This is a genomic window from Rhodovibrio salinarum DSM 9154 (assembly GCF_000515255.1).
Taxonomy (GTDB): Bacteria; Pseudomonadota; Alphaproteobacteria; order Kiloniellales; family Rhodovibrionaceae; genus Rhodovibrio; species Rhodovibrio salinarum.
The window spans coordinates 646,708-667,913 of record NZ_KI911559.1; the positions used below are offsets into that span (position 1 = coordinate 646,708).

At 67.5% G+C, this 21,206-nt stretch carries 18 protein-coding genes; 14 read left to right on the top strand and 4 right to left on the bottom strand.

Features of this window, described 5'->3' with window-relative positions; translation table 11 throughout:
• The first annotated feature begins 71 nt into the window (after positions 1-71).
• The 9 genes from RHOSA_RS0103030 to RHOSA_RS20050 all read left to right on the top strand — a co-directional run bounded on the left by RHOSA_RS0103030 (position 72) and on the right by RHOSA_RS20050 (position 10,926).
• Entirely contained in the window at positions 72-1,136 is a 1,065-nt protein-coding gene (locus RHOSA_RS0103030; protein WP_027287529.1) for a GNAT family N-acetyltransferase, read from the top strand.
• Between the two features lie 359 nt (positions 1,137-1,495).
• Positions 1,496-2,902 (top strand): RodZ domain-containing protein, encoded by a 1,407-nt coding sequence (locus tag RHOSA_RS0103035; RefSeq protein ID WP_081728407.1) that lies wholly within the window; start codon positions 1,496-1,498, stop codon positions 2,900-2,902.
• Positions 2,903-3,147: 245 nt separating this feature from the next.
• The gene (gene ispG, locus RHOSA_RS0103040; protein WP_027287531.1) at positions 3,148-4,308 is read left to right on the top strand and encodes a flavodoxin-dependent (E)-4-hydroxy-3-methylbut-2-enyl-diphosphate synthase; all 1,161 of its coding nucleotides are present in this window, start codon (positions 3,148-3,150) and stop codon (positions 4,306-4,308) included.
• A 203-nt stretch (positions 4,309-4,511) separates the two neighbouring features.
• Positions 4,512-5,762: a histidine--tRNA ligase gene (gene hisS / locus RHOSA_RS0103045; RefSeq protein ID WP_027287532.1), complete on the top strand. Its 1,251-nt coding sequence runs from the start codon at positions 4,512-4,514 to the stop codon at positions 5,760-5,762.
• Positions 5,763-5,804: 42 nt separating this feature from the next.
• Complete coding sequence (gene hemA / locus RHOSA_RS20040; protein WP_037255609.1) at positions 5,805-7,100, top strand: glutamyl-tRNA reductase; 1,296 nt, start codon at positions 5,805-5,807, stop codon at positions 7,098-7,100.
• A gap of 70 nt (positions 7,101-7,170) precedes the next feature.
• The gene (gene prfA, locus RHOSA_RS0103055; protein ID WP_027287533.1) at positions 7,171-8,247 is read left to right on the top strand and encodes a peptide chain release factor 1; all 1,077 of its coding nucleotides are present in this window, start codon (positions 7,171-7,173) and stop codon (positions 8,245-8,247) included.
• The gene (gene prmC / locus RHOSA_RS0103060; RefSeq protein ID WP_215904977.1) at positions 8,244-9,137 is read left to right on the top strand and encodes a peptide chain release factor N(5)-glutamine methyltransferase; all 894 of its coding nucleotides are present in this window, start codon (positions 8,244-8,246) and stop codon (positions 9,135-9,137) included. Before prfA ends, prmC begins: the two co-directional genes overlap by 4 nt.
• Before the next feature lie 272 nt (positions 9,138-9,409).
• Complete coding sequence (locus RHOSA_RS24570) at positions 9,410-10,114, top strand: DUF4167 domain-containing protein (RefSeq protein WP_081728408.1); 705 nt, start codon at positions 9,410-9,412, stop codon at positions 10,112-10,114.
• A gap of 275 nt (positions 10,115-10,389) precedes the next feature.
• Positions 10,390-10,926: a YgjV family protein gene (locus RHOSA_RS20050; protein WP_037255612.1), complete on the top strand. Its 537-nt coding sequence runs from the start codon at positions 10,390-10,392 to the stop codon at positions 10,924-10,926.
• 29 nt (positions 10,927-10,955) lie between these two features.
• On the opposite strand, the gene RHOSA_RS0103075 is transcribed toward RHOSA_RS20050, so the two are convergent.
• Both RHOSA_RS0103075 and RHOSA_RS0103080 read right to left on the bottom strand, forming a co-directional pair.
• Positions 10,956-12,011, bottom strand: coding sequence for a MaoC family dehydratase (locus tag RHOSA_RS0103075; RefSeq protein WP_027287535.1), 1,056 nt, complete (start codon positions 12,009-12,011; stop codon positions 10,956-10,958).
• A 53-nt stretch (positions 12,012-12,064) separates the two neighbouring features.
• Positions 12,065-12,949 carry an HpcH/HpaI aldolase/citrate lyase family protein gene (locus RHOSA_RS0103080; protein WP_027287536.1) on the bottom strand — a complete coding sequence of 295 codons (885 nt, stop codon included), beginning with the start codon at positions 12,947-12,949 and terminating at the stop codon, positions 12,065-12,067.
• A gap of 220 nt (positions 12,950-13,169) precedes the next feature.
• Between RHOSA_RS0103080 and pdxY the strand changes: the two genes are divergently transcribed.
• The 4 genes from pdxY (at position 13,170) to RHOSA_RS20060 (ending at position 18,496) form a co-directional block, all read left to right on the top strand.
• Positions 13,170-14,033: a pyridoxal kinase PdxY gene (gene pdxY, locus RHOSA_RS20055; protein ID WP_037255616.1), complete on the top strand. Its 864-nt coding sequence runs from the start codon at positions 13,170-13,172 to the stop codon at positions 14,031-14,033.
• Positions 14,034-14,080: 47 nt separating this feature from the next.
• Positions 14,081-14,290, top strand: coding sequence for a hypothetical protein (locus tag RHOSA_RS0103090; RefSeq protein ID WP_027287537.1), 210 nt, complete (start codon positions 14,081-14,083; stop codon positions 14,288-14,290).
• Between the two features lie 273 nt (positions 14,291-14,563).
• Positions 14,564-17,251 (top strand): bifunctional acetate--CoA ligase family protein/GNAT family N-acetyltransferase, encoded by a 2,688-nt coding sequence (locus RHOSA_RS0103095; protein ID WP_027287538.1) that lies wholly within the window; start codon positions 14,564-14,566, stop codon positions 17,249-17,251.
• Between the two features lie 210 nt (positions 17,252-17,461).
• On the top strand, positions 17,462-18,496 hold the full coding sequence (locus RHOSA_RS20060) for an aspartate-semialdehyde dehydrogenase (RefSeq protein ID WP_037255619.1): 1,035 nt from the start codon (positions 17,462-17,464) through the stop codon (positions 18,494-18,496).
• 118 nt (positions 18,497-18,614) lie between these two features.
• Here the strand turns inward: RHOSA_RS20060 and RHOSA_RS0103105 are convergent, their stop codons facing one another.
• Together RHOSA_RS0103105 and RHOSA_RS0103110 are read right to left on the bottom strand one after the other, a co-directional pair.
• Positions 18,615-18,992, bottom strand: a complete 378-nt coding sequence (locus RHOSA_RS0103105) for a cyclophilin-like fold protein (protein WP_027287539.1) — start codon at positions 18,990-18,992, stop codon at positions 18,615-18,617.
• A gap of 68 nt (positions 18,993-19,060) precedes the next feature.
• Positions 19,061-19,435: a hypothetical protein gene (locus RHOSA_RS0103110; protein WP_156092486.1), complete on the bottom strand. Its 375-nt coding sequence runs from the start codon at positions 19,433-19,435 to the stop codon at positions 19,061-19,063.
• Positions 19,436-19,618: 183 nt separating this feature from the next.
• Between RHOSA_RS0103110 and RHOSA_RS0103115 the strand changes: the two genes are divergently transcribed.
• Entirely contained in the window at positions 19,619-21,115 is a 1,497-nt protein-coding gene (locus RHOSA_RS0103115) for a CoA-acylating methylmalonate-semialdehyde dehydrogenase (RefSeq protein ID WP_027287541.1), read from the top strand.
• The last annotated feature ends 91 nt before the right edge of the window (positions 21,116-21,206 follow it).

Here is a 21,206-nt window from a genome sequence, read left to right on the forward strand (position 1 = left end):
AGGTACTTTTATTAGATTCGCGAGGACAACAAAGCGACAATCACGCCCTCAACCAACCTGTGAGGTGTGTGATGTCGCAAGAATTGTCTACACGGCCGATCGAAGACCTGTGGTTCGACGTTGGCGGATATACGGTCCGCCGGATGACGGCCGGTGAAGCCGGTGAATTGCCCGATGGCTTCCGGGCCGTCTACGGCGACGATTACCTGTCCGAAAAAGTTTACGACGCCGCGACCCTAGCCGAGACGGTCGCCTCCGGCGATCAGGTGTCGTACCTGGCCCGCGACCCTAAGGGACGGTTGGCCGGCCACATCGCGCTTGCGCGTTCGGCGCCCAACCGCGCGCTGTGGGAGATGGGGCAGGCGATCGTGCTGCCCGACCATCGCAAGGCCGGCATCTTCCGCTGGTTGTTCCAGGCGGCTTTGAGCCATGCCACGCGGGATCCGGGGTGTGTCGGTGTGTTCGCCACCTCCCTGACGAACCATGTCGTCTCGCAGAAGGTCTGTTCGGAAGCGGGCTTTGCCGATGTCGGGCTGGAGATCGATTACGTGCCCCGGCGCATGTTGTTGAAGGAAGGCGCGCGCGGGGCCATCGCCACCATCGTGCAGTACTTGCCGGTGCAGGAGGCCGCGCCGCAGGCCGCCCATGTGCCCATGGGCTATCGTGACTGGGCTGCCCGGCTGCTGACGGCGGTCGGGGAACGTGGGGCCGTGCAGGTGTCGCCTGGCGACGGCCGCTTCACCCGCGGAGCTTCGGGCCTGGAGACGATCGACCTGCCGCGTTTCGACATGAGCCGCCTGACCCTCGCGCACGCGGGCGGCGACTTCGCCGAGCGGATCCGGGCGGAGGAAGAGGTGGCCGAGGCCGCCGGACGACGCACGGTGCAGGTATTGCTGCCGCTGGGTCGGCCCGACGGTGCGGCGGCGTTCGCTTATCTGCGCCGACGCGGCTACGGCTTCAGCGGTGTGTTGCCCCATTTCCTGGCCGATGGCGGGCATGCCGGTATGCTGTACCGGAGCTTCGACCAGCCGAACCTGGGCGAGATCCAGGTGTATAGCCCGCGCGCGCAGGTCCTGTTGTCGGATGTGCGGGCGGATTGGGCCGCTCGGGTGGAGCCGGCGATGGCGGCGGCCTGACGGCTACTTGTTGCGCGATCCAAGGGCCGGTTCGATCCCGATTGTGGTCGGCCCCATCCAGCGATGGGTGGGGCCGCGCCGCACCGTCGAGAGCGCGCGGATCGCCGGCTGCCGGAGTAGGCGATAACATTTGGCGCGCTGTTCGGCCATTTGCTACAAGATGGCGGGCACGCGAGAGTGTGCGCAACGGGGTGGCAAGCGGACGTGGCGCGACGCCGGGGTCCCCTCCCGGCACGGCGGCTCGCAACACCCGCGAGATCACGCGCGATCGCTAATAAGCGGGCGCGTTCATCGTTTGCAAATCTACGCCGCTGCAGGCTTGAGAAAACCGGGGCAGCATCGGGCGAACGTACATCCGCATGGCCGACGATACGAAACGAGCATACGCACAATCCGCCCAGGGCGAACCGCACCCCGGATGGGGTGAGCCTAGCCTAGGCGGCGGCGGGCAGCGCGAGAGCGTGGGCGAGCGCTTGCGCCGCGAACGCGAGACCTACGGTCTGCACCTGCGCGAGGTGTCCGAGAGTCTACGCATCCGTTATGCCTATCTGGATGCGATCGAGCGATCCGCATTCGACGAGTTGCCGGGGCCGACCTACGCCGTCGGCTTCGTGCGCGGCTACGCTCAATTCCTGGGGCTGGACGACGACCGGATCGTTCAGCGCTTCAAGGAAGAAAGCCAGGGCCTGAAACGCGATCAGGAGCTGCACTTCCCGGAGCCTGTGAACGAGGGCAAGATCCCCGGCGGCACCATCCTGGTGCTGTCGATCGTGCTGGTCGCGGTTGCGTACGGCGCCTGGGCCTATCTGTCCGACGGCGAGCGCTCGGTCGCCGACCTCGTTCCCGAGGTGCCCGAGAGCCTGCAGCGCATGGTGGGGGCCACCGAGCAGCCGCCGGTGCCCGAGGCGACCGACCTTGGCAGCGATAGCGCCGACACGCCCGCCGCCGGGACCGAGGATCGTGGCCAGGATGGCCTGGAGACCGAGCAGGTGGCGGATCTGCCGGAGACCGCCCCCGAGCCGGACGTATCGGGCGAGCGGGCCAACGCCACGGCGGATGAGGCGCCGCTAGAGTCGCCTGATAGCGGTGGCGGTCGTTCCGAGGGCCGCGGGGCCAACGCGGCGGCCCCGTCGGAGGCGCCCGAGACGACGGGGGACGCCGCCGACGCGGCGGATGGCGGTAGCAGCCAGACGGCCTCCGAGACCGGTGAGGGCAGGACGATCCCACAGGCGCCGGACCAGACCGCATCGGCGGCGGGGGACTCCGGGGAGTCCGCGCCTGCTCTTGGAGGTGACGGCGAGATCGATCTGCCTGACGCGCCATCGACGAATGGCGACACCGCGCAAGCCGCAGCCGATACGGCCAGCAGCAACCCGGCGCCGCCGGAGGTGCCGGAGATGCAGCAGGACGACAGCGGCATCCCGACCGCCCCGCAACAGACCCAGAGCGCCAGCGCGGACACCCAAGGCGACGACGGCCGCACGTTCGGCGCCAGCACCGCCAACTCCCGCGTCACGTTGATCGCGACCGCCCGGTCCTGGGTCCAGGTGCGTGGTCCCGACGACAGCCTTGTGTTGACCCGTCTGCTGCGTCCGGGCGACCGCTACAATGTCCCGGACCGTCCGGGGCTGACGCTGCACACGGGCAACGCGGGCGGTCTGCAGGTCATGGTCGACGGGCAGGAGATCGGCACGCTGGGCGTCGATGGCGAGGTCCGTCGCGGCATCTTGCTGGAACCGCAGGCGCTGGGGACGACTGGCGGCTAAGCGTCGCGCGTCGGTCGATCCTCTGGTCTGTGCCGGCACGCGGGGCCATCTTCTTTGCTGGTAACGGTCAGGTCCGGCCTTCACCGAACTGTCATGGCCGTGCCCCTGCTGGCGTGGTTGCCGGCGATGGGCAGTCGCGTGTATCCCTGAGTCATAGAAGTCGCCTTTGCTAGGCGTCGTGACCGGGTTGGCGCGGTTCCGCCGTCAGCAGACCCGGACAAGGTCGAAAGACAAGAGCGAGTACCATGAGCGTCCGCCCCTACCGCGACATTCACCGCCGTCAAAGTCGGCAAATCCACGTCGGCAACGTCCCCGTCGGCGGCGACGCGCCGATCACCGTGCAGTCGATGACCAATACCGACTGCGAGGACGTCCAGGGCACGGTGGAACAGATCAAGCGGCTGGAAGACGCCGGTTGCGACATCGTCCGCGTCTCCTGTCCGTCGGAAGAGAGCACGCAGGCGCTGGCGCAGATCGTGCCGCAGGTCGATATCCCGATCGTCGCGGACATCCACTTCCACTACAAGCGCGCGATCGAGGCGGCCCAGGCGGGCGCATCCTGCCTGCGCATCAACCCGGGCAACATCGGCTCCCGGGCGCGGGTGCAGGAAGTCGTCAAGGCCGCCAAGGACTACGGCTGCTCGATGCGCATCGGCGTCAACGCCGGCTCGCTGGAGCGCGATATCCTGGAGAAGTATGGCGAGCCCTGCCCGGACGCGATGGTGGAGAGCGCGCTGACCCACGCGCGCATCCTGGAGGAGGAGGACTTCTACGAGTTCAAGATCTCGTGCAAGGCCTCCGACGTGTTCTTGGCCGTTGCGGCCTACATGCAGCTTGCTGACGCCTGCGACTATCCGCTGCACATCGGCATCACCGAGGCCGGCGGTCAGCGCTCCGGCACGATCAAGTCGTCGATCGGCCTGGGCAACCTGCTGTGGGCCGGGATTGGCGACACGGTGCGCGTGTCGCTGTCTTGCGACCCGGTGGAGGAAATCAAGGTCGGCTACGAGATCCTGAAGTCGCTCGGCCTGCGGCACCGCGGCGTCAACGTGGTCTCCTGTCCCTCCTGTGCACGCCAGCAGTTCGACGTGATCGAGACGGTGCGCACGTTGGAAGAGCGCCTGGAGCACATCTCCACGCCGCTGACCGTTTCGGTAATCGGCTGCGTCGTGAACGGCCCCGGCGAAGCGACCTTGACCGACGTCGGCTTCACCGGCGGTGGCCGCGGCACCCATCAGGTGTACGTCAACGGTCTGCCCAGCCACCGGCTGAAGGATGAGGACATCGTCGACCACCTGGTTAAGCAGGTCGAAGCCAAGGCGGCCGAGATCGAGGCCCAGAAGGACACGCAGCGTAAGGCCGAAGCCGAGGATACGGCGAGCGCCGGCCCGGCCGCGGCGGAGTAGACCGTCCAGGGCTGTCCACGAGCGTTCTGTCAGGTCCGGCGCCGGGACGGTGATCGATGGCGGTCGTGCGGACGTCACCGCCTGACCGTCCAACGCGCGGCAAGGCGTCCTCCTTCCACCCGGTTGCTTTTGCTAGGGCGCGCGCGGTAAGTGTCCGCGGCGCACCTGTGCCCCTTTTCCCAGTTATTGGGCGGAGATCCGACTTGGCGAAACTGCAGCCGGTCCGCGGGACCCGCGATATCCTGCCGGAGGACATGCGTCGTCACCGCACGGTGATCGATGCCTGCCGCCGCTTGGCCGAGCGTTACGGCTATCACGAGATGGCCACGCCGGTGTTCGAGTTTACCGATGTCTTCAAGCGCACGCTGGGCGAAACCTCCGACATCGTGACCAAGGAAATGTACACCTTCCCGGTCTCGGAGGAGGGCGACAGCGTCACCTTGCGTCCGGAGGCGACGGCCGGCGTGGCGCGGGCGTTCATCACCAACGGGCTGCAGCAGGACCTGCCGGCGAAGCTCTTCTACACCGGCCCGATGTTCCGCCACGAACGTCCGCAGAAGGGCCGGCTGCGGCAGTTCCATCAGGTCGATGTCGAGTTGCTCGGGGTCGCCCAGCCGGTTGGCGACGTCGAGATGATCGCGCTTGCCCGGCACTTCCTGCAGGAGATCGGCCTCGACAGCGACCGGATCACGCTGGAGATCAACACGCTGGGCGATCTGGAAAGCCGGAAGGTCTACCGTCAGGCGCTGGTCGACTACTTCCAGCAGTACGAAGATCAGCTGTCCGACGACAGCCGCGCGCGGCTGCACCGCAACCCGCTGCGCATCCTGGATTCCAAGGACGCCGGCGACCGCAAGCTGGTGGCCGATGCCCCGCAGTTCGACGACTACCTGAACCGCGAATCCAAGGACTTCTTCCGGCAGGTGCTGGACGGTCTGCGCACGCTCGGCATCTCTTATGAGATCAACCCGCGGCTGGTGCGCGGAATGGACTACTACACCCACACCTGCTTCGAGTTCACGACCGACCAGTTGGGGGCGCAGGGCACCGTGCTGGCGGGGGGGCGTTACGACGGCCTGATCGGGCAGATGGGGGGGGCGTCGACACCTGGCATCGGCTGGGCTGCAGGTGTCGAACGGCTGTCGATGCTCTTGGACCAAGAGCCGCAACCGCCGCGCCCGATCGCGGTGGTGCCCGCCGGTGAAGCGCAGGAAGCGATGGCTCTGGAGTTGACGCAGAAGCTGCGCCACCAGGGCTTCGCCGTCGAGCTCGGCTATAGCGGCAACCTGCGCAAACGTCTCAAGCGCGCCGACCGGGTCAACGCCCGCGCCGCCGTCATCCTGGGCGAGGAGGAAGCCGCCAAGGGCAGCGCCACCGTTCGCGACCTGGACAGTGGCACACAGGAAACGGTGAGCCTGAACGCCCTGGGCGAGCGTCTCGCCCAGCTGAGCTAGCGAAGCGGACGGCCCGCGTTTCCCGCGCGCGGAGTGTAGCGTATGTCCGGCGATCCGGCCGCCCATCTCGTCATCGTGGGCCTGTCCCACCGCAACGTCCCGGCGGGCGTGCGCGAAACCCTGTTCGTCGAGGACGTCGACCGTGCGCGCCTGTTGGCCGATTTGCGTGCGGCTGGGTTCGAGCAGGGCGTGGTGCTCGCGACGTGCGAGCGGGTCGAGGTTGCGACCTTGTCCGAAACGCCGAACAAGGTGGAGCTGACTGCCGCGCGTCTGCTTGCGGACTGGTCTGGCATGGATGGCGAGGAGGTTGGTCGGCTGCTGTCGATCCATCGGGGCCATGCCGCCTTGCGCCACCTGTTCGCCGTTGCCGCGGCGCTGGACAGTCAGATGCTGGGCGAGCCGCAGGTACTGGGCCAGTTAAAGGACAGCCATCGGGTGGCGCAGGAGGCGGGGCTGGTCGCCGGCCGGCTGGAGGCGATGCTGCAAAGCGCCTACACGGTCGCCAAGCGCGTGCGCTCGGAGACGGAGTTGGCCAGCCAGCCGGTGTCGATCGCCGCCGCGGCGATCAAGGTCGCCCGACAGATTCACGGCGATCTTCGGCGCTGTAACGCCCTGATGCTGGGGCTGGGGGAGATGGGCGAGTTGATGGCCGCCCAGCTGAGAGACAGTGCGGTCGCGCGCCTGGTGCTGGCGCACCCGACCCAGCGCCGGGCGGAAACCGCGGCGCGCCGGCTCGCCTGCGATGTGCGCCCGTGGGAGGATCTCGACGCCGCGCTGGTCGATGCGGATATCGTCGTCGCGGGGTTGGGGCGGGGCGATTACGTGCTGGGGCGCCAGACGGTGCGCCGGGCGCTGAAACGCCGCCGGCAGCGTCCTATTTTCATCATGGATGCGGCTGTGCCGGCGGACGTCGAGCCGAAGGTGCACGACCTCGATTCGGCGTTCGTCTACGATCTGGGCGACCTGGAACGCGTCGCACAGGAAGGCCGCGTGCAGCGCGAGCACGCCGCGCTCGACGCCTGGGCGATCGTGGACGCCGAACTGGACGCCTTCGCCAAGCGCGCGGCGGGCCGCGAGGCGGTGCCCTCCGTAACCGGGCTGCGCCAGCATTTCGAGACGGTCCGCGCGGAGGTGCTGGCGACCGGCAAGCTGGACGCGGAGGCCGCCACGCGCCTATTGGTCAACCGTCTGCTGCACGGTCCCACGCAGGCGCTGCGCGAGGCCGCTGGCGATGTCGAAACGCGCGCCGAGTTGGAACGCAGCCTGGCGCGGCTTTACGGTATCGATCCCCGTGAGGGGGGGCAGAGCGAGGACGATGCCGACGACGCGCAACGCTGAGCTGCGCGGCGGCCCGTGATGGGCGCGGGGACCGTGACCCTGCTCGGAGGAACACAAGGAAGGACGTGCCGTGTCGCTGGAAGAGAATCTGGACGGGGTGGTGGCGCGTTACGAGGAGCTGCAGGCCCTGGTCGCGCGCCACGAAAGCCCCGGCTCCTCCGACTACACTGATAAGCTGAAGGAGATTTCCGATCTCCAGCCGGTCGTCGACTCCATTCAGGCGCTGCGGGCCGCGCGCCAGGAGCGTGACGAGGCCAAGGCGATGATGGACGACCCCGACAGTGACGCGGAGATGCGCGAGCTGGCGGAGGAGGAATATTACCGCCTGCGCGATCGTTGCGACGCGCTGGAGCACGACGTGAAGATGCGCCTCGTCCCGCGCGACAAGGACGACGAGAAGAACGCCATCCTGGAGGTCCGCGCGGGAACCGGCGGGCAGGAGGCGGCCCTGTTCGCCGCCGAGCTGTTCCGCATGTATCAGCGCTATGCCTCCGAGCAGGGCTGGAGCGTGGAGGTCCTGTCCTGGCAGGAAGCCGACCAGGGCGGCGCCAAGGAGGTCAGCGCCCTGGTTAAGGGTCGGGGCGTGTTCGCCAAGCTGAAGTACGAATCCGGCGTGCACCGCGTGCAGCGCGTGCCGCAGACCGAAAGCCAGGGCCGGATTCACACCTCCGCCGCCACCGTCGCGGTGCTGCCGGAGGCGGAGGACGTCGACGTCGAGGTCGAGGACAAGGATCTGCGGATCGATACCTTCCGCTCCCAGGGCGCTGGCGGGCAGCACGTCAACACCACCGACTCGGCCGTGCGGATTACCCACCTTCCGACCGGGGTGGTGGTGAGCTGCCAGGACAACAAGTCCCAGCACAAGAACCGCGCCCGGGCGATGCAGGTGCTGCGCGCCCGTTTGTACGACATGGAGCGGCAAAAGGTGGAGCAGGCGCGCGCCGACGACCGCAAGTCGCAGATCGGGAGTGGCGACCGCTCGGAGCGGATTCGCACCTATAACTTCCCGCAGGGCCGTGTGACCGACCACCGGATCGGCCTGACCCTCTATCAGCTGGAGAAGGTGATGAGCGGCGAGGGCCTGGATCAGGTGATCGATCCGCTGATCAACGAGGATCAGGCCGCCAAGCTGGCCGAGTTGCAGTGAGCACATCCGTGCCCGTCGATCCGGCCGCAGCAGTCTCCGCCGGCGCGTTGCTGGACATCGCGCAGCTTCGCCTGGCGGCGGCGGGCGTGGACGCGCCGCGGCGCGATGCGCGCCTGTTGCTGGCGGCGGCTATGGAGGTCGAGGAAGCGGCACTGCTTGCCGATCCGGGGCGCTGTGTCGCGGTTGAGGCGGCACAGCGGTTCGCGGACTATCTTGAGCAGCGCGTGACGCGCCGACCGGTGTCCCGCATTCTGGGCGTGCGCGAATTCTGGAGCTTGACGTTCGAAATCGGCCCCGGCGTGCTCGACCCCCGGCCGGATACCGAAACATTGGTCGAAGCGGCGTTGGCCCACGTCGATGCGAGCGGCCATGGCCGGGAAGCGGCATGGCGCGTGCTGGACCTTGGTACCGGCAGCGGCTGTCTCCTGCTCGCACTGCTGTCCGAATTGCCGAACGCGACCGGCCTGGGGCTCGAACGTGACCCCGAGGCTGCGGCGATCGCCCGCGCCAACGCCGCGCGCCACGGTCTGGACACTCGGGCGCAGGTGCGCGCGGAGGCCTGGGAAGAGGTCGAGGGCGCGCAGGTCGACCTGATCGTCAGTAATCCGCCTTATGTGCGTCGTGGGGAGATTCAGGACCTGGCGCCGGAAGTGACCCGGTATGACCCTTGGAGCGCACTCGACGGTGGGCCGGACGGGCTGGACGCCTACCGCGATCTGGTGCCCCGGCTGGCCGGCTGGTTGGCGCCCGGCGGACAGGTGTTCCTGGAGGTCGGGCACGACCAGGGCGGCGAGGTACAGGCCCTGCTCCAGGGCGCGGGGTTGCGTACACCCGCCGGCGTGTGCGATTTGGCAGGCAATCTGCGTTGCGTGCGCGCGGCGGCGGCTTGATTCCCGCTGTCGCGGCGCACGCGGGCGAACCGCCCGGCACGGGTTCGAAAAACGGTTGGACGTGGCGCGGTTCGCCACTAGGGTAGATGCGTGGCGGTCGGGGGGCCGGCGGCAAACAGGCTTTTGCAAGGAAAGATGCGAAGGCCAGGGCCCCGACAGACGCAACGCGATCCCGATTAGCGAGCAGCTTCCGTGACGGCTGGCCCGGACCACGGGCGGGCAGCACGTGCGAAAGCGCGAGGATCGACCTTTTCCTGGGTGATACGGATACGATGAAACAGGGTTCAAGCGGTGGTGGACGGCGGCCTCGTGGTCGCTCCGGCGGTGGCGGCGGCGGTGGCCGCAAGAACGTTCCGCTGAAAAATCAGAACTTCGACAGTAACGGCCCCGACGTGCGCGTACGCGGTAACGCCACGCAGGTCTACGAAAAGTATCTGGCACTGGCACGGGACGCGAGTTCGGCTGGCGATCGGGTGATCGCCGAGAGCTACTATCAGCACGCCGAGCATTACTACCGGATCATCAACGAAAATACCGATCCTTCGTACGAGGATCTCTATGGCCGCGAGCCGAACGGCTATGACGGCCAAGACGAGGAGGATTACGAGGACGACGGCGCGCGCCAGCAGGCCCGCGGGACCCGCCAGGAACGCCGCGAACGTTATGAGCAGGACGAGCGCCGTCGCCAGCAGCCCCAGAGCAACGGGCAGGGCTACCACGTCAACGGCGGTGGCGACGCCGGCGAGGCGAACGGGGCGCCGCAGCCGGCCGCCGATGGCGCCGATGCGCAGGGCAGTGCTGAGGCTGATGGCGGTAGCCGTGCCAAGCGCGGTCGTGGCCGTCCGCGCCGCAACAAGAATGCCCAGGGTGGTGACGGCAACGGCGAGTCCAACGGCGAAGACACCGCCGTCAGCGATGCCCCGGACACGGGCAGCGGCCAGCCCGCCGACAACGCCTCTTCCGAAGACAGTGCGTAAGCGGAGCCAGCAGGGGCTTTTCTAGGCCCGATCTCGACTGATTCGACGGCTGATTTTGCGCGGCCCCGGCCCCGTCTACTGGGGGCGGGGCTGCGCTCTTGCTCTTGTGTGCGTCCGGGTTTTGGTGGGTATGCGCCGCCTGGGCGGGCGTGTTCGATCCCATCCGTGTGCTGAGGGTCGTTCGCTCGCCGTGAGTCTCTGGCTAGTGCGCCCAAACCGTCCTGTCCGCGCAGCGATACGCGACGCGCCCCAGCGCCCGAAGGAGACAAGGCCCGATGACACAGCCGCTGTTGGGGCAACTCGTCGGTCTTGTCGCCCTGGGGCTTTGTATCGCGGGCTTCGCGCACAAGCGCGACGACCGTTTGCTGCTGATCCTGATCTTCGCGAACGTGGCGTTTGCGGCGCAGTTTTTCCTGTTGGGCGGCTGGGTCGCCGGCGCGATCAGCGCCTTGATCGTCCTGCGGATCGTGCTGGTGCGGCGGTATAAGAAAAGCTGGCCGGTGATGGTGGCCATGCTGGCGGCGACCCTCGGCGTCGCCGGGCTAACCTGGCAGGGGCCGCTCGACATGGTGCCGTTGCTCGCGGGCCTGATCGGCACCTATGCCATGTTCATGCTGGACGGTATTCCGATGCGGCTTATGCTCGCGGTCGGCGCGGGCTGTTGGGTGCTGGCCAACTATCTTTCGGGCTCGGTCGGTGCGTTGCTCGCCGAGAGCTTGGTCCTGGCCACCAATGCGGTCACGATCGTTCGGATCTATCGCGACAGACCGCTCCCACAGTCCTGGCAAGGGGGGCCGGGCACTCCGCCGTAAACCCGCCCGTGTTTACCCGCGCCGGGGCATCAGAACCGCCGGGGCATCAGGACGGTGTAGTCCAGGTCCAGCAGGACCGAGGGGTCGTACTTGCCATCGTCGCCGGTCAGGGGATGGTCGGCGCACGTCCGATCCTTGGTCGCGACCGTACGCAGACGCAGCGCGCCGACGTCCGACCGGCCCGGGATCTCGATCGTGTCCAGCACCTCGGACCAAGCGTAGATGGTGTCGCCGGCGAAGCAGGGATTGGTGTGCCGGCCGGCGTTGATCGCAGCGACCTTGAGCGCATTGCCCAGGCCGTTGAACGTCAGCGCGCGGGCAATCGAGATGACGTGCCCGCCGTAGATGATCCGCCGGGCGAAGCGCCCTTGCGCCTGCTGGTGCTGGTTGAAGTGCACCCGCGCGGTGTTCTGATAGAGACGGGTAGCCATCTGGTGCTCGGCCTCTTCCACCGTCATGCCGTCGACGTGGTCGATCTGCTCGCCCGCTTGGTAGTCCTCGAACAGGTGTGGCTGGCCGGTCAGGCCGGTATCGAACTGGGCAAAATCGGTGTCGGCCGGCAGCTCCAATTGCGACGCCGGCACCGCCTCGGCGAGTTCGGGAATGTGCGGTTCCGGCGCCGGGCTCTCGGGATCGCGCTTGTGCACCATGACCCAGCGCACGTAGTCCAACACCGGCGTGCCGTCGGCCTTGGTCCCGCGGGAGCGGACATAGACCGTGCCGGTCTTGCCGTTGGAGTTCTCCTTCAGGCCGATCACCTCGGAGACGGTGGCGATCGTGTCCCCTGGATAGACCGGCTGACGGAACACCCCCTCCGCGTAGCCGAGATTGGCGACCGCGTTCAGCGAGATGTCGGGCACCGACTTGCCAAACACCAGGTGGAAGGCAAGCCAGTCGTCCAGCGGCAGTCCCTTGTAGCCAACCTCGCGCGCGGCGGTCCCGGAGCTGTTGAGCGCGAAGCGTGCGCCGGTCAGCGACAGGTAAAGCGCCTGGTCGCCTTCCGTGACGGTGCGCGGAGTCGCGTGCCGAAGCTGCTGGCCGAGCTTGAAGTCCTCGAAGTAGTTGCCCTGGATCTGCTTGCTCATCGCGGGGTCCGTTTCGTCGCCTGTGTGTGCTGTCTGTCCCGGCTGTCGGAGGTTTACGCGGCCGTGCGCTGTGCGATCGCCTCGGCGAGCGCGACCAGGCGCTGTGCATTCTCCACGTGCAGGTTCTCGATCAGTTGGCCATCCAGCACCGCCACGCCTTCGCCCCGGCGCTGGGCTTCCGCGTGCGCCTCGATGATCCGACGGGCGTAGGCGATCTGCTCTTCCGATGGTGCGAACACCCGGTTGGCGGTCTCGACCGTCTTGGGATGGATCAGCGTCTTGCCGTCCATGCCCAGCGCGCGGCCCTGCCGGCAGTGCGCTTCCAGTCCCTCGTCGTCGTTCAGGTCCAGATGGACGCCGTCGACGATCGCCCGGCCGTAGGCACGGGCGGCCAGGACGCACCACGACAGCGCGCTCAGTACCGGCTGCCGGTCATTCGTGTGCTCGGCGTGCAAATCCTTGACCAGGTCACTCGTGCCCATGACGAACACCGCCAGCCGGTCACTCGCCGCGGCGATCTCCTGGGCGTTGAGCACGCCCTTGGGCGTCTCGATCATGGTCCAGATCGCCATGTCCGAAGGAGCGCCGGCCGCCTCCATGCGTTTTTCCAGGTCCTGGACCATGGCCGCGCTTTCGACCTTGGGCAGCAGCAGCGCGTCGGCGCCGCAGGTCGCGGCGGCCACGACGTCCGCAGGGCCCCAGGCGCCGTTCAGCGGATTGACCCGCACGGCAACCTCGCGCGGGGCGTAGCCGCCGGCCCGGACCGCCTGCACCACCTGGTCGCGCGCGTTCGCCTTGGCGTCCGGCGTCACCGCGTCTTCCAGGTCCAGGATCAATGCGTCGGCGGGGAGGCTCTTGCCCTTCTCGAGCGCCCGGGCGTTAGAGCCGGGCATGTAGAGCACGCTGCGCCGCGGGCGCGCGGCCGGTTGATCGGTCATCGTTCGCCCTCCCGTATAGCTCTGGTCTTGGGACCCGCATGCAGCCGCCGAGCCATCGGGGTCGCCGGTTGTATTGCACTGCGGTATCCGCACGCGACTATAAACAACGTGACCCACGTGGCAAGGTGGACGCCCTGGCGCCCGCCATTCCGCCGGTTTAATCGGTGGGGCCCGTAAGAAGCCAGAAGCACGCAATCAGAAGAAAGCCGCGACCGCCGTCATGCCTGTTCTCTGTCTGAATTCACACGTCGTCTATGGTTATGTCGGCAACGACGCCGGCAGCTTTTGTCTCCGCCGGTTGGGGGTGGAAACCTGGCAGGTCGACACGGTGGCCTTGTCCAATCATCCGGGCTACGGCGACTTGACCGGGCGGGTGGTGCCGGCGGCCGAGCTGCGTGCGCTGGTCGACGGGGTGGCCGCGCGCGGGGTGTTGGAACAGACCGATGCCCTGCTGAGCGGCTATCTCGGTGCGGCGGAGCAGGCGGCGGTCGTCGCGCATGCCGGGCGTACGCTGCGCGCGGCCAACCCGCAGGCGCTGGTCATCGCCGATCCGGTGATGGGCGATGCCGAGCCCGGTCTCTACGTTGGCCAGGATATTGCCGAAGCGCTGGCGCGCGAGGTCGTGCCGAACGCCGATGTAGTGACGCCGAACGCCTTCGAACTCGGGTGGCTGACCGGGCGTGCGGTCGCCGGGTGGGAGGACGCGCTGTCTGCGGCGCGCGCGCTGATCCAGACAGGACCCGGACTGGTCATCGTCACCTCGATCCCCACGAGCGACGATAGCCTGGGCCTGCTGGCGGTGACGGCCGAGCGGGCCTGGGCGCTTGGCGTGCCGCGGCTCGATTTTCCGGTCGCACCGAACGGAGCCGGGGACGCCCTCGCCGGGCTGATCACCGCGCACCTGGTGCGTGGGAGCAGCTATGCGCAGGCGTTGGGCGCTGCTGGCAATGCCATCCACCGCGTGCTTGAGGCCACCCGGGATGCCGGTCGGCGTGAGCTGGCCCTGCCTTTGGCCCAGGATATGTTGGTCGCGCCGGGGACGCGTTTCGCCGTGCGGGAGCTTGAGCCCCGCGCGGAGGTTTAAACTGGACGCGGAGATGCCAACCTCGCCGCCAGGGCTGGAGAGACGCGATGGATTTCCGGGAATTCGCCGGCTATGCCGCTGGCACGGCATTCGTGCTTGGCGCAACGGCGTTGGTGCTGGGCGTGGTCGTACTGGTGTTGAGCTCCGTGCCCGTGTTGCTGCTGGTCTTCCCGCTCAGCCTGGGCGCGCTCGCTCTGTTCCTTTTGGTCGGCTATCTCCGTCACCGCCAGATTCGCCGTCCCCGGCGACGGTCGTAGCTTGGAGCTGGACCGGCGTTTCACAACCGCGTTATGGCGCCGCAGCATAGGTCTTGTAGGCTTGCTGTCGAACGCGCGCGCCCTTACGTTGTGCGCCGCAGCAAGATCGTTGGGAGACACGGTCGGTTGTGCGGGTCAGGATCGCGGAAGCCAGCATCGCTGTGCGCGTGCGCCTTACCCGTTGTTTAACGGAGTCGCAGCGATATTCGCGTCGAAGGTCTAGCCGACCTTCAACCACGTTGCCTTTTGGGAAGCGAGATCGGGAGGCCCGCGGTGAGCATCCGGAACCTGGACAAAGCCTTCAAGCCGCAGTCGGTCGCCTTGATCGGGGCCAGCACCAAGGACCATTCGGTGGGTCAGGTCGTGGCCAGGAACCTGTTCCACAGCGGGTTCAAGGGTCCGATCATGCCGGTGAATCCGAAACACCGCTCGATCGAGGGCGTGCTTGCCTATAACTCGGTCGACGAGCTGCCGATCGTTCCCGACCTGGGCGTGATCGCGACGCCGCCGGATGCGGTCGCGGAGACGGTGCGGGCGCTGGGCGAAAAGGGCACGCGCGCGGTGGTCGTGCTGACCGCCGGCTTCGGCGAGGGCGGCAGCGAGCAGGGGCAGCAGCGCCGCCAGCAGTTGCTGGATGCCGCGCGGCCATACACGCTGCGCATCGTCGGGCCGAACTGCGTCGGTGTGATGCTGCCCGAGCTGGGCTTGAACGCGAGCTTCGCGCACATCGCCCCGAACAAGGGCAATCTGGCGTTCGTGACCCAGTCCGGGGCGATGGTGACCGCCATGCTGGACTGGGCGACACCGCGGGGGATCGGCTTCAGCCACGTGATCTCGCTGGGCGACATGACCGATGTCGACTTCGGCGACGCGCTGGACTACCTGGGCAACGATCCGAATACCCGCGCGATCCTGCTGTACGTCGAGGCGATCAGCGACGCGCGCAAGTTCATGTCCGCCGCGCGGGCGGCCAGCCGGACCAAGCCGGTGATCGTCATTAAGGGCGGCCGGTTCGCCGAGGGGGCGAAGGCCGCCAGTTCTCATACCGGCGCGTTGGCCGGGTCGGATGCGGTCTATGACGCCGCGTTCCGGCGCGCTGGCATGCTGCGGGTCTATGACCTGCATGAGCTGTTCGACGCCGCCGAGACGCTGGCGAGCGCCCCGCAGATCAAGGGCGACCGCATGACCATCCTGACCAACGGCGGCGGTCTGGGCGTGCTCGCGACCGACGCGCTGATCGGCGGCGGCGGCAAGATGGCGGAGCTGAGCGACGAGACGATCCAGAAGCTGGACAAGGTTCTGCCGGCGACCTGGTCGCGCGGCAATCCGGTCGACATCATCGGCGACGCGCCGGGCAAGCGTTATGCGGATGCCCTGCAGATCCTGCTGGAGGAAAAGAATTCCGACGCCGTTCTGGTGATGAACTGCCCGGTCGCGGTGGCCGACCCGAAGGATGCGGCGGACGCGGTGGTGCGCACGATCGGCGGACGTCGGCGTCCGGTCTTCACCGCCTGGCTGGGCGAGGGAGCGGCGCGCGAGGCGCGTGCCCTGTTCGCCGAGCGCGGTATCCCGACATATGGCACCCCGGAAGAAGGCGTACGCGGCTTCCTGCACCTGGTGCGCTATCGGCGCAGCCAGGAGGAACTGATGGAGACGCCGCCGTCGGTCCCCGATCAGCGCCCGGCGGATACCGAGGCCGCGCGGATCGCGCTGAAGAAAGTGCTGGACGAGGGCCGCGAGTGGACCAGCGAGCCGGAAGCCAAGCAGATCCTGAAGGCCTACGGCGTGCCGATCGTCGACACCCGGATCGCCGACGATATCGAAAGCGCCGTCCAGGCGGCGGAGGAACTGGGGTATCCGGTCGCGATCAAGGTGATCTCCGGCGATATCACCCACAAGTCCGACGTCGGCGGCGTCGAGCTGGGCCTGGAGAGTGCCGAGGAGGTGCGCCACGCCGCCGAGCGGATGCAGCACACCATCTATGAACTGCGCCCGGATGCCCGGATCGACGGTTTCTCCGTGCAGCAGATGGTCAACCGTCCGGATAGTCACGAGTTGATCGTCGGGGCGACGGAGGATTCGCAATTCGGCCCGATCATGATGTTCGGCCACGGCGGTACGGCGGTGGAAGTGCGCCGCGACCAGACGCTGGCGCTGCCGCCGCTGAACATGAACCTGGCCCGCAGCATGATCGAAAGTACCCGCGTGCACGGCCTGCTCGAAGGCTATCGTGGTCACCCGAAGGCTGACATCGATGCGATTGCCCGGGCGCTCAACATGGTGAGCCAGTTGGTGATCGACTGCCCCGAGGTGGCCGAGCTGGACATCAACCCCCTGCTCGCCGACGCGCACGGCGTGGTCGCGCTGGATGCCCGGATCAAGGTGCAGCAGCCCAAGGCTACGGGCGCTGAACGCCTGTCGATCAGCCCCTACCCGAAGGAGCTGGAGCGCACGCAGGCGCTGAGCGATGGCACGCCGGAGTTCCTGCGCCCGATCACCCCGGAGGACGAACCGGCTCTGCGCGCCTTCTTCCGGCGGATGACGCCGGAAGACATGCGTCTGCGCTTCTTCTCGCCGATGAAGGAGCTCAGCCACGCCTTCGCCGCGCGCCTGACCCAGATCGACTATGACCGGGAAATGGCTTTGGTCGCGGTCAATCCGGACGACCCGGAGGAGATCCACGGTGCGGTGCGGATCACCTGCGATCCGGACAACATCGAGGCGGAGTATGCGGTCGCCGTGCGCTCCGATCTGAAGGGGCGCGGGCTTGGCTATCTCTTGATGCAGGAGATCATCGGCTACGCCAAGAACCGCGGCGTGCGTCGGATCACCGGCGACGTGCTGGCGGAAAACCGGGCGATGCTGCAGATGTGCAAGGACCTGGGCTTCCAGTCCAAGCACGCGCCGGACGATCCGCAGCTGATCCGGGTGCAGCTTCCGCTCGACCAGGCGGCGGAATAAAGCGCCCTGTCGAGCGCCTGATGGCTGCTCCGGCCGCGTTCCGGTGCGACCAAGGCTTGGAACCTTGGCACGCCGCTTACCGTTCTTCTCCTACGTGTTGCACCGCAGCGGTCCGGGGCGGGACGCGCCTTGCATTGCCGGGCCTGCCCGCGTACCAATGCCGGTTCGCCCCCGCGCGAGCGCATAATAGCCGTAACGAGGACGTACTCCATGGGTTACAAGGTCGCCGTCGCCGGCGCCACGGGCAACGTGGGCCGGGAGATTCTGAAGATCATGGCCGAGCGGGAGTTCCCCGCCGACGAGGTCATCGCGCTGGCTTCCGGCCGGTCGGCCGGCCGCGAGGTGTCGTTCGGCGAGGACCAGACCCTGAAGATCCAGGACATGTCCAAGTTCGACTTCAAGGGCGTGGACATCGTCCTGTCCTCGCCGGGCGGCGAGGTGTCGGCCGAATACTCGCCCAAGGCCGCGAAGGCCGGCGCGGTGGTGATCGACAATACCTCTAAGTTCCGGATGGAGCCGGACGTCCCGCTGGTCGTGCCGGAGGTCAATCCGGAGGCGATCGCCGAGCACACCAAGCGCGGCATCATCGCCAACCCGAACTGCTCGACCATCCAGATGCTGGTCGCCCTCAAGCCGCTGCATGACCTGGCCGGGATCAAGCGCGTGGTGGTCTCGACCTACCAGTCGACCAGCGGCTCCGGGAAGGAGGCGATGGACGAACTGTTCAACCAGACGCGCGGCATCTACATGAACGAGCCGGCGCGTCCGCAGAACTTCACCAAGCAGATCGCGTTCAACGCGATCCCGCACATCGACTCCTTCCTGGACGACGGCTCGACCAAGGAGGAGTGGAAGATGGTCAACGAGACCAAGAAGATCCTCTCCCCCGACATCAGGGTTGCTGCGACCTGCGTGCGCATCCCGGTGTTCATCAGCCACGGCGAATCGATCAACGTCGAGTTCGAGCGCGATGTGAGCGAAGACGCCGCGCGCGAGGCGATGCGCGACTTCCCAGGGCTGACCGTGGTCGATCACCGCGCCGACGAAGGCTACGTCACGCCGGTTGAAGCGGCCGGTGAGGACGACGTCTACGTCTCCCGCATCCGCAAGGACCCGACGGTGGACAACGGTCTCGCCTTTTGGTGCGTCGCCGACAATCTGCGCAAGGGCGCGGCCCTCAACACCGTCCAGATCGCCGAGACCCTGATCGAGCGTTTCTGGGCCAAGGAGCGCGCGAACGCCTGACCTCTTCGGCGCGTTACGAAGCGGCACAAAGGGCGTCCGGGGCAACCCGGGCGCCTTTTTTCTTTGGCGGATTGCAGGGGCAGTGTCTCTTCCGGCGGGAAGAGGACGGCTTACGGCGTTAGGCGCATTCCACCTTCACGGGCGCGCCGGCCTTCGCGCCCTTGAGCTTGCGCACGTCGTCGGGATCGGCGTCGGCGAAGATGTTGACCGGGGCGGCCAGGCGGATTTCGTCGCCCTGGCTGATCGGGGTCGGGCCGTAGCCGATCGCGATCGCGTTGCCTTCGGGCCAGTAGGCGATCTCGCCGGCATCGACCACTGCGCGCTGGTCGTCTTCAGGCGCGACGTCGAGCCGGGCGCCGAAATAAACTTCCTCGCCCCAGGTATTGGCCGTGCCCGTGACCGGGCAGGCGCTGGCAATCGCCTTGGCGGTCGGCGTGGCGCGCAGGGTTGCGTCGAAACAGACGTCCCCCACGGTGATCCGGATACGTTCAGTCATCGATACCTCCCGGACGGTTTTTCTCGTTTGCTCGTCCTTATGATGGACGTTGCACGATGACGGACGTTTTACCCGTCCTGATAGGCGGCGACCACCGCGTTCACTTCACGGGCGTGCGCGATCCGGGCCGGCTCGCCGCTGTCTGGGCCGTCGTAGCGTCCCAGCTCGCGCAGCAGCTGGAAGAAGCCCGGGCCCGGCAGGCCGTCGTTGCCGCGCCCGACCGCGAGCGCGGCCAGCATCGGCCGGTCGGCGGCGTGGTCGGCACGGGCGATCGCTTCCAGCGCTTCCGTCGTCTTGTGGATCGTGTGCGGGCCCGGCACCTCGGCCTCGTGGGCCAGATCGCGGTAGCGTACGGTCTGTCCCGCCCGTGCATGATCTTCCAGATGCCGGCGCAGCCGTGGGCAAAGTTCGACGATGAGCGCGAAGTCATTCATGCCTTCCACGTAGGCTCCTCGGGCGCGTCTTGCGAGCCGTGGCCGGGATTTTCCTGTGCCCGGGTGGGGCGCCCGCCGTCTTGCCGCCGCCCGCGCGAGCGGGTAGGCAAGGGAGCCGTCCAAGAACGCGCCTGGCCGCGCCGTATGCGGCCCGGGTTCGACAACATGCCTGCGAAGGCCGGGAGGGATCTCATGACCGAACAGTTGACCCACTTCATCGATGGTGCGCGTACGTCCGATACCGGCGGGCGCAGTGGCCCGGTGTATAACCCGGCAACCGGCCAGCAAACGGCCACGGTCGCCTTCGCCGACAATGCGGTGTTGCAGCGCGCGGTCGCCTCCGCCAAGCAGGCCTTGCCGGACTGGGCCGGGAAGACGCCGCTCACCCGCGCGCGGGTGCTGTTCAAGTACAAGGAACTCTTGGAAGCCAACCGCGACAAGCTGGCGGAGCTGATCTGCCGCGAGCACGGCAAGGTGTTCAGCGACGCCAAGGGCGAGGTCACGCGCGGTATCGAGGTGGTGGAGTTCGCCACCGGCGCGCCGCACCTGCTCAAGGGTGACTACACCCCGCAGGTCGGCGGCAGCGTCGACAGCTTCTCGATGCGCATGCCGCTCGGCGTGGTCGCCGGCATCACGCCGTTCAACTTCCCGGCGATGGTGCCGATGTGGATGTTTCCGGTCGCGCTTGCCTGCGGCAACACCTTCGTCCTGAAGCCGAGCGAGAAGGACCCGAGCGCGCCGCTGTTCCTGGCCGAGCTGCTGATGGAGGCGGGCGCGCCGAAGGGCGTGCTGAACGTCGTCAACGGCGACAAGCAGGCGGTCGACGGCCTGATCCAGCACCCGGACGTGCAGGCGCTGTCGTTCGTCGGCTCGACGCCGATCGCCGAGTACATCTATCAGCACGGCTGTGCGCAGAATAAGCGCGTGCAGGCCCTGGGCGGCGCTAAGAACCACATGGTGGTGATGCCCGACGCCGACATGGACCAGGCCGCCGACGCGCTGATGGGTGCGGGCTATGGCAGCGCGGGCGAGCGCTGCATGGCCGTCTCTGTGGCGGTCACGGTGGGCGAGGCCGGTGATCAGCTGATCTCCCGCCTGGCGCCGAAGGTGGAGAACTTGCGGATCGGTCCCTGGGACGACGCCAAGGCCGACATGGGGCCGCTGGTCACCGCCGATCACCTGCAAAAGGTGAAGGGCTACGTCGACCTGGGCGTCGAGGAAGGCGCTGAGTTGATCGTCGATGGCCGCAGCCAGTCGCTGCAGGGCTACGAGAACGGCAACTTCATGGGCGGCTGCCTGTTCGACCGTGTGACCCCGGACATGCGGATCTATAAAGAGGAAATTTTCGGCCCCGTGCTGTCGGTGGTGCGCGCCAACAGCTACGACGAGGCGGTCGAGTTGGTGAACGCGCACGAGTTCGGCAACGGCTCGGCGATCTTCACCCGCGACGGCGACGCCGCCCGGCAGTACCAGCAGGAGGCGCAGACCGGCATGGTTGGCATCAACGTGCCGATCCCGGTGCCGATGGCCTTCCACTCCTTTGGTGGCTGGAAGCGCTCGCTGTTCGGCGATCATCACATGCACGGCATGGAAGGCGTGCGCTTCTATACCCGTCTGAAGACCGTGACGCAGCGTTGGCCCACCGGCATCCGCGCCGGCGCCGAATACACCATGCCGACGATGGAGTAGGCTGAGCGCCGCGCGTCCTGTCTCCAGGCCGTTGACCTCGGCGCCAGCCGGCGCTTAGGTGCGCTGCGAAGACGGGTACGGAAGTGAGGAG

Excerpts from the sequence above, each read along its gene's own strand:
- RHOSA_RS0103030 (WP_027287529.1), top strand. The coding sequence starts at position 72 with ATGTCGCAAGAATTGTCTACACGGCCGATCGAAGACCTGTGGTTCGAC.
- RHOSA_RS0103035 (WP_081728407.1), top strand. The coding sequence starts at position 1,496 with ATGGCCGACGATACGAAACGAGCATACGCACAATCCGCCCAGGGCGAA.
- ispG (WP_027287531.1), top strand. The coding sequence starts at position 3,148 with ATGAGCGTCCGCCCCTACCGCGACATTCACCGCCGTCAAAGTCGGCAA.
- hemA (WP_037255609.1), top strand. The coding sequence starts at position 5,805 with ATGTCCGGCGATCCGGCCGCCCATCTCGTCATCGTGGGCCTGTCCCAC.
- RHOSA_RS24570 (WP_081728408.1), top strand. The coding sequence starts at position 9,410 with ATGAAACAGGGTTCAAGCGGTGGTGGACGGCGGCCTCGTGGTCGCTCC.
- RHOSA_RS20050 (WP_037255612.1), top strand. The coding sequence starts at position 10,390 with ATGACACAGCCGCTGTTGGGGCAACTCGTCGGTCTTGTCGCCCTGGGG.
- RHOSA_RS0103075 (WP_027287535.1), bottom strand. The coding sequence starts at position 12,011 with ATGAGCAAGCAGATCCAGGGCAACTACTTCGAGGACTTCAAGCTCGGC.
- RHOSA_RS0103080 (WP_027287536.1), bottom strand. The coding sequence starts at position 12,949 with ATGACCGATCAACCGGCCGCGCGCCCGCGGCGCAGCGTGCTCTACATG.
- pdxY (WP_037255616.1), top strand. The coding sequence starts at position 13,170 with ATGCCTGTTCTCTGTCTGAATTCACACGTCGTCTATGGTTATGTCGGC.
- RHOSA_RS0103090 (WP_027287537.1), top strand. The coding sequence starts at position 14,081 with ATGGATTTCCGGGAATTCGCCGGCTATGCCGCTGGCACGGCATTCGTG.
- RHOSA_RS20060 (WP_037255619.1), top strand. The coding sequence starts at position 17,462 with ATGGGTTACAAGGTCGCCGTCGCCGGCGCCACGGGCAACGTGGGCCGG.
- RHOSA_RS0103105 (WP_027287539.1), bottom strand. The coding sequence starts at position 18,992 with ATGACTGAACGTATCCGGATCACCGTGGGGGACGTCTGTTTCGACGCA.
- RHOSA_RS0103115 (WP_027287541.1), top strand. The coding sequence starts at position 19,619 with ATGACCGAACAGTTGACCCACTTCATCGATGGTGCGCGTACGTCCGAT.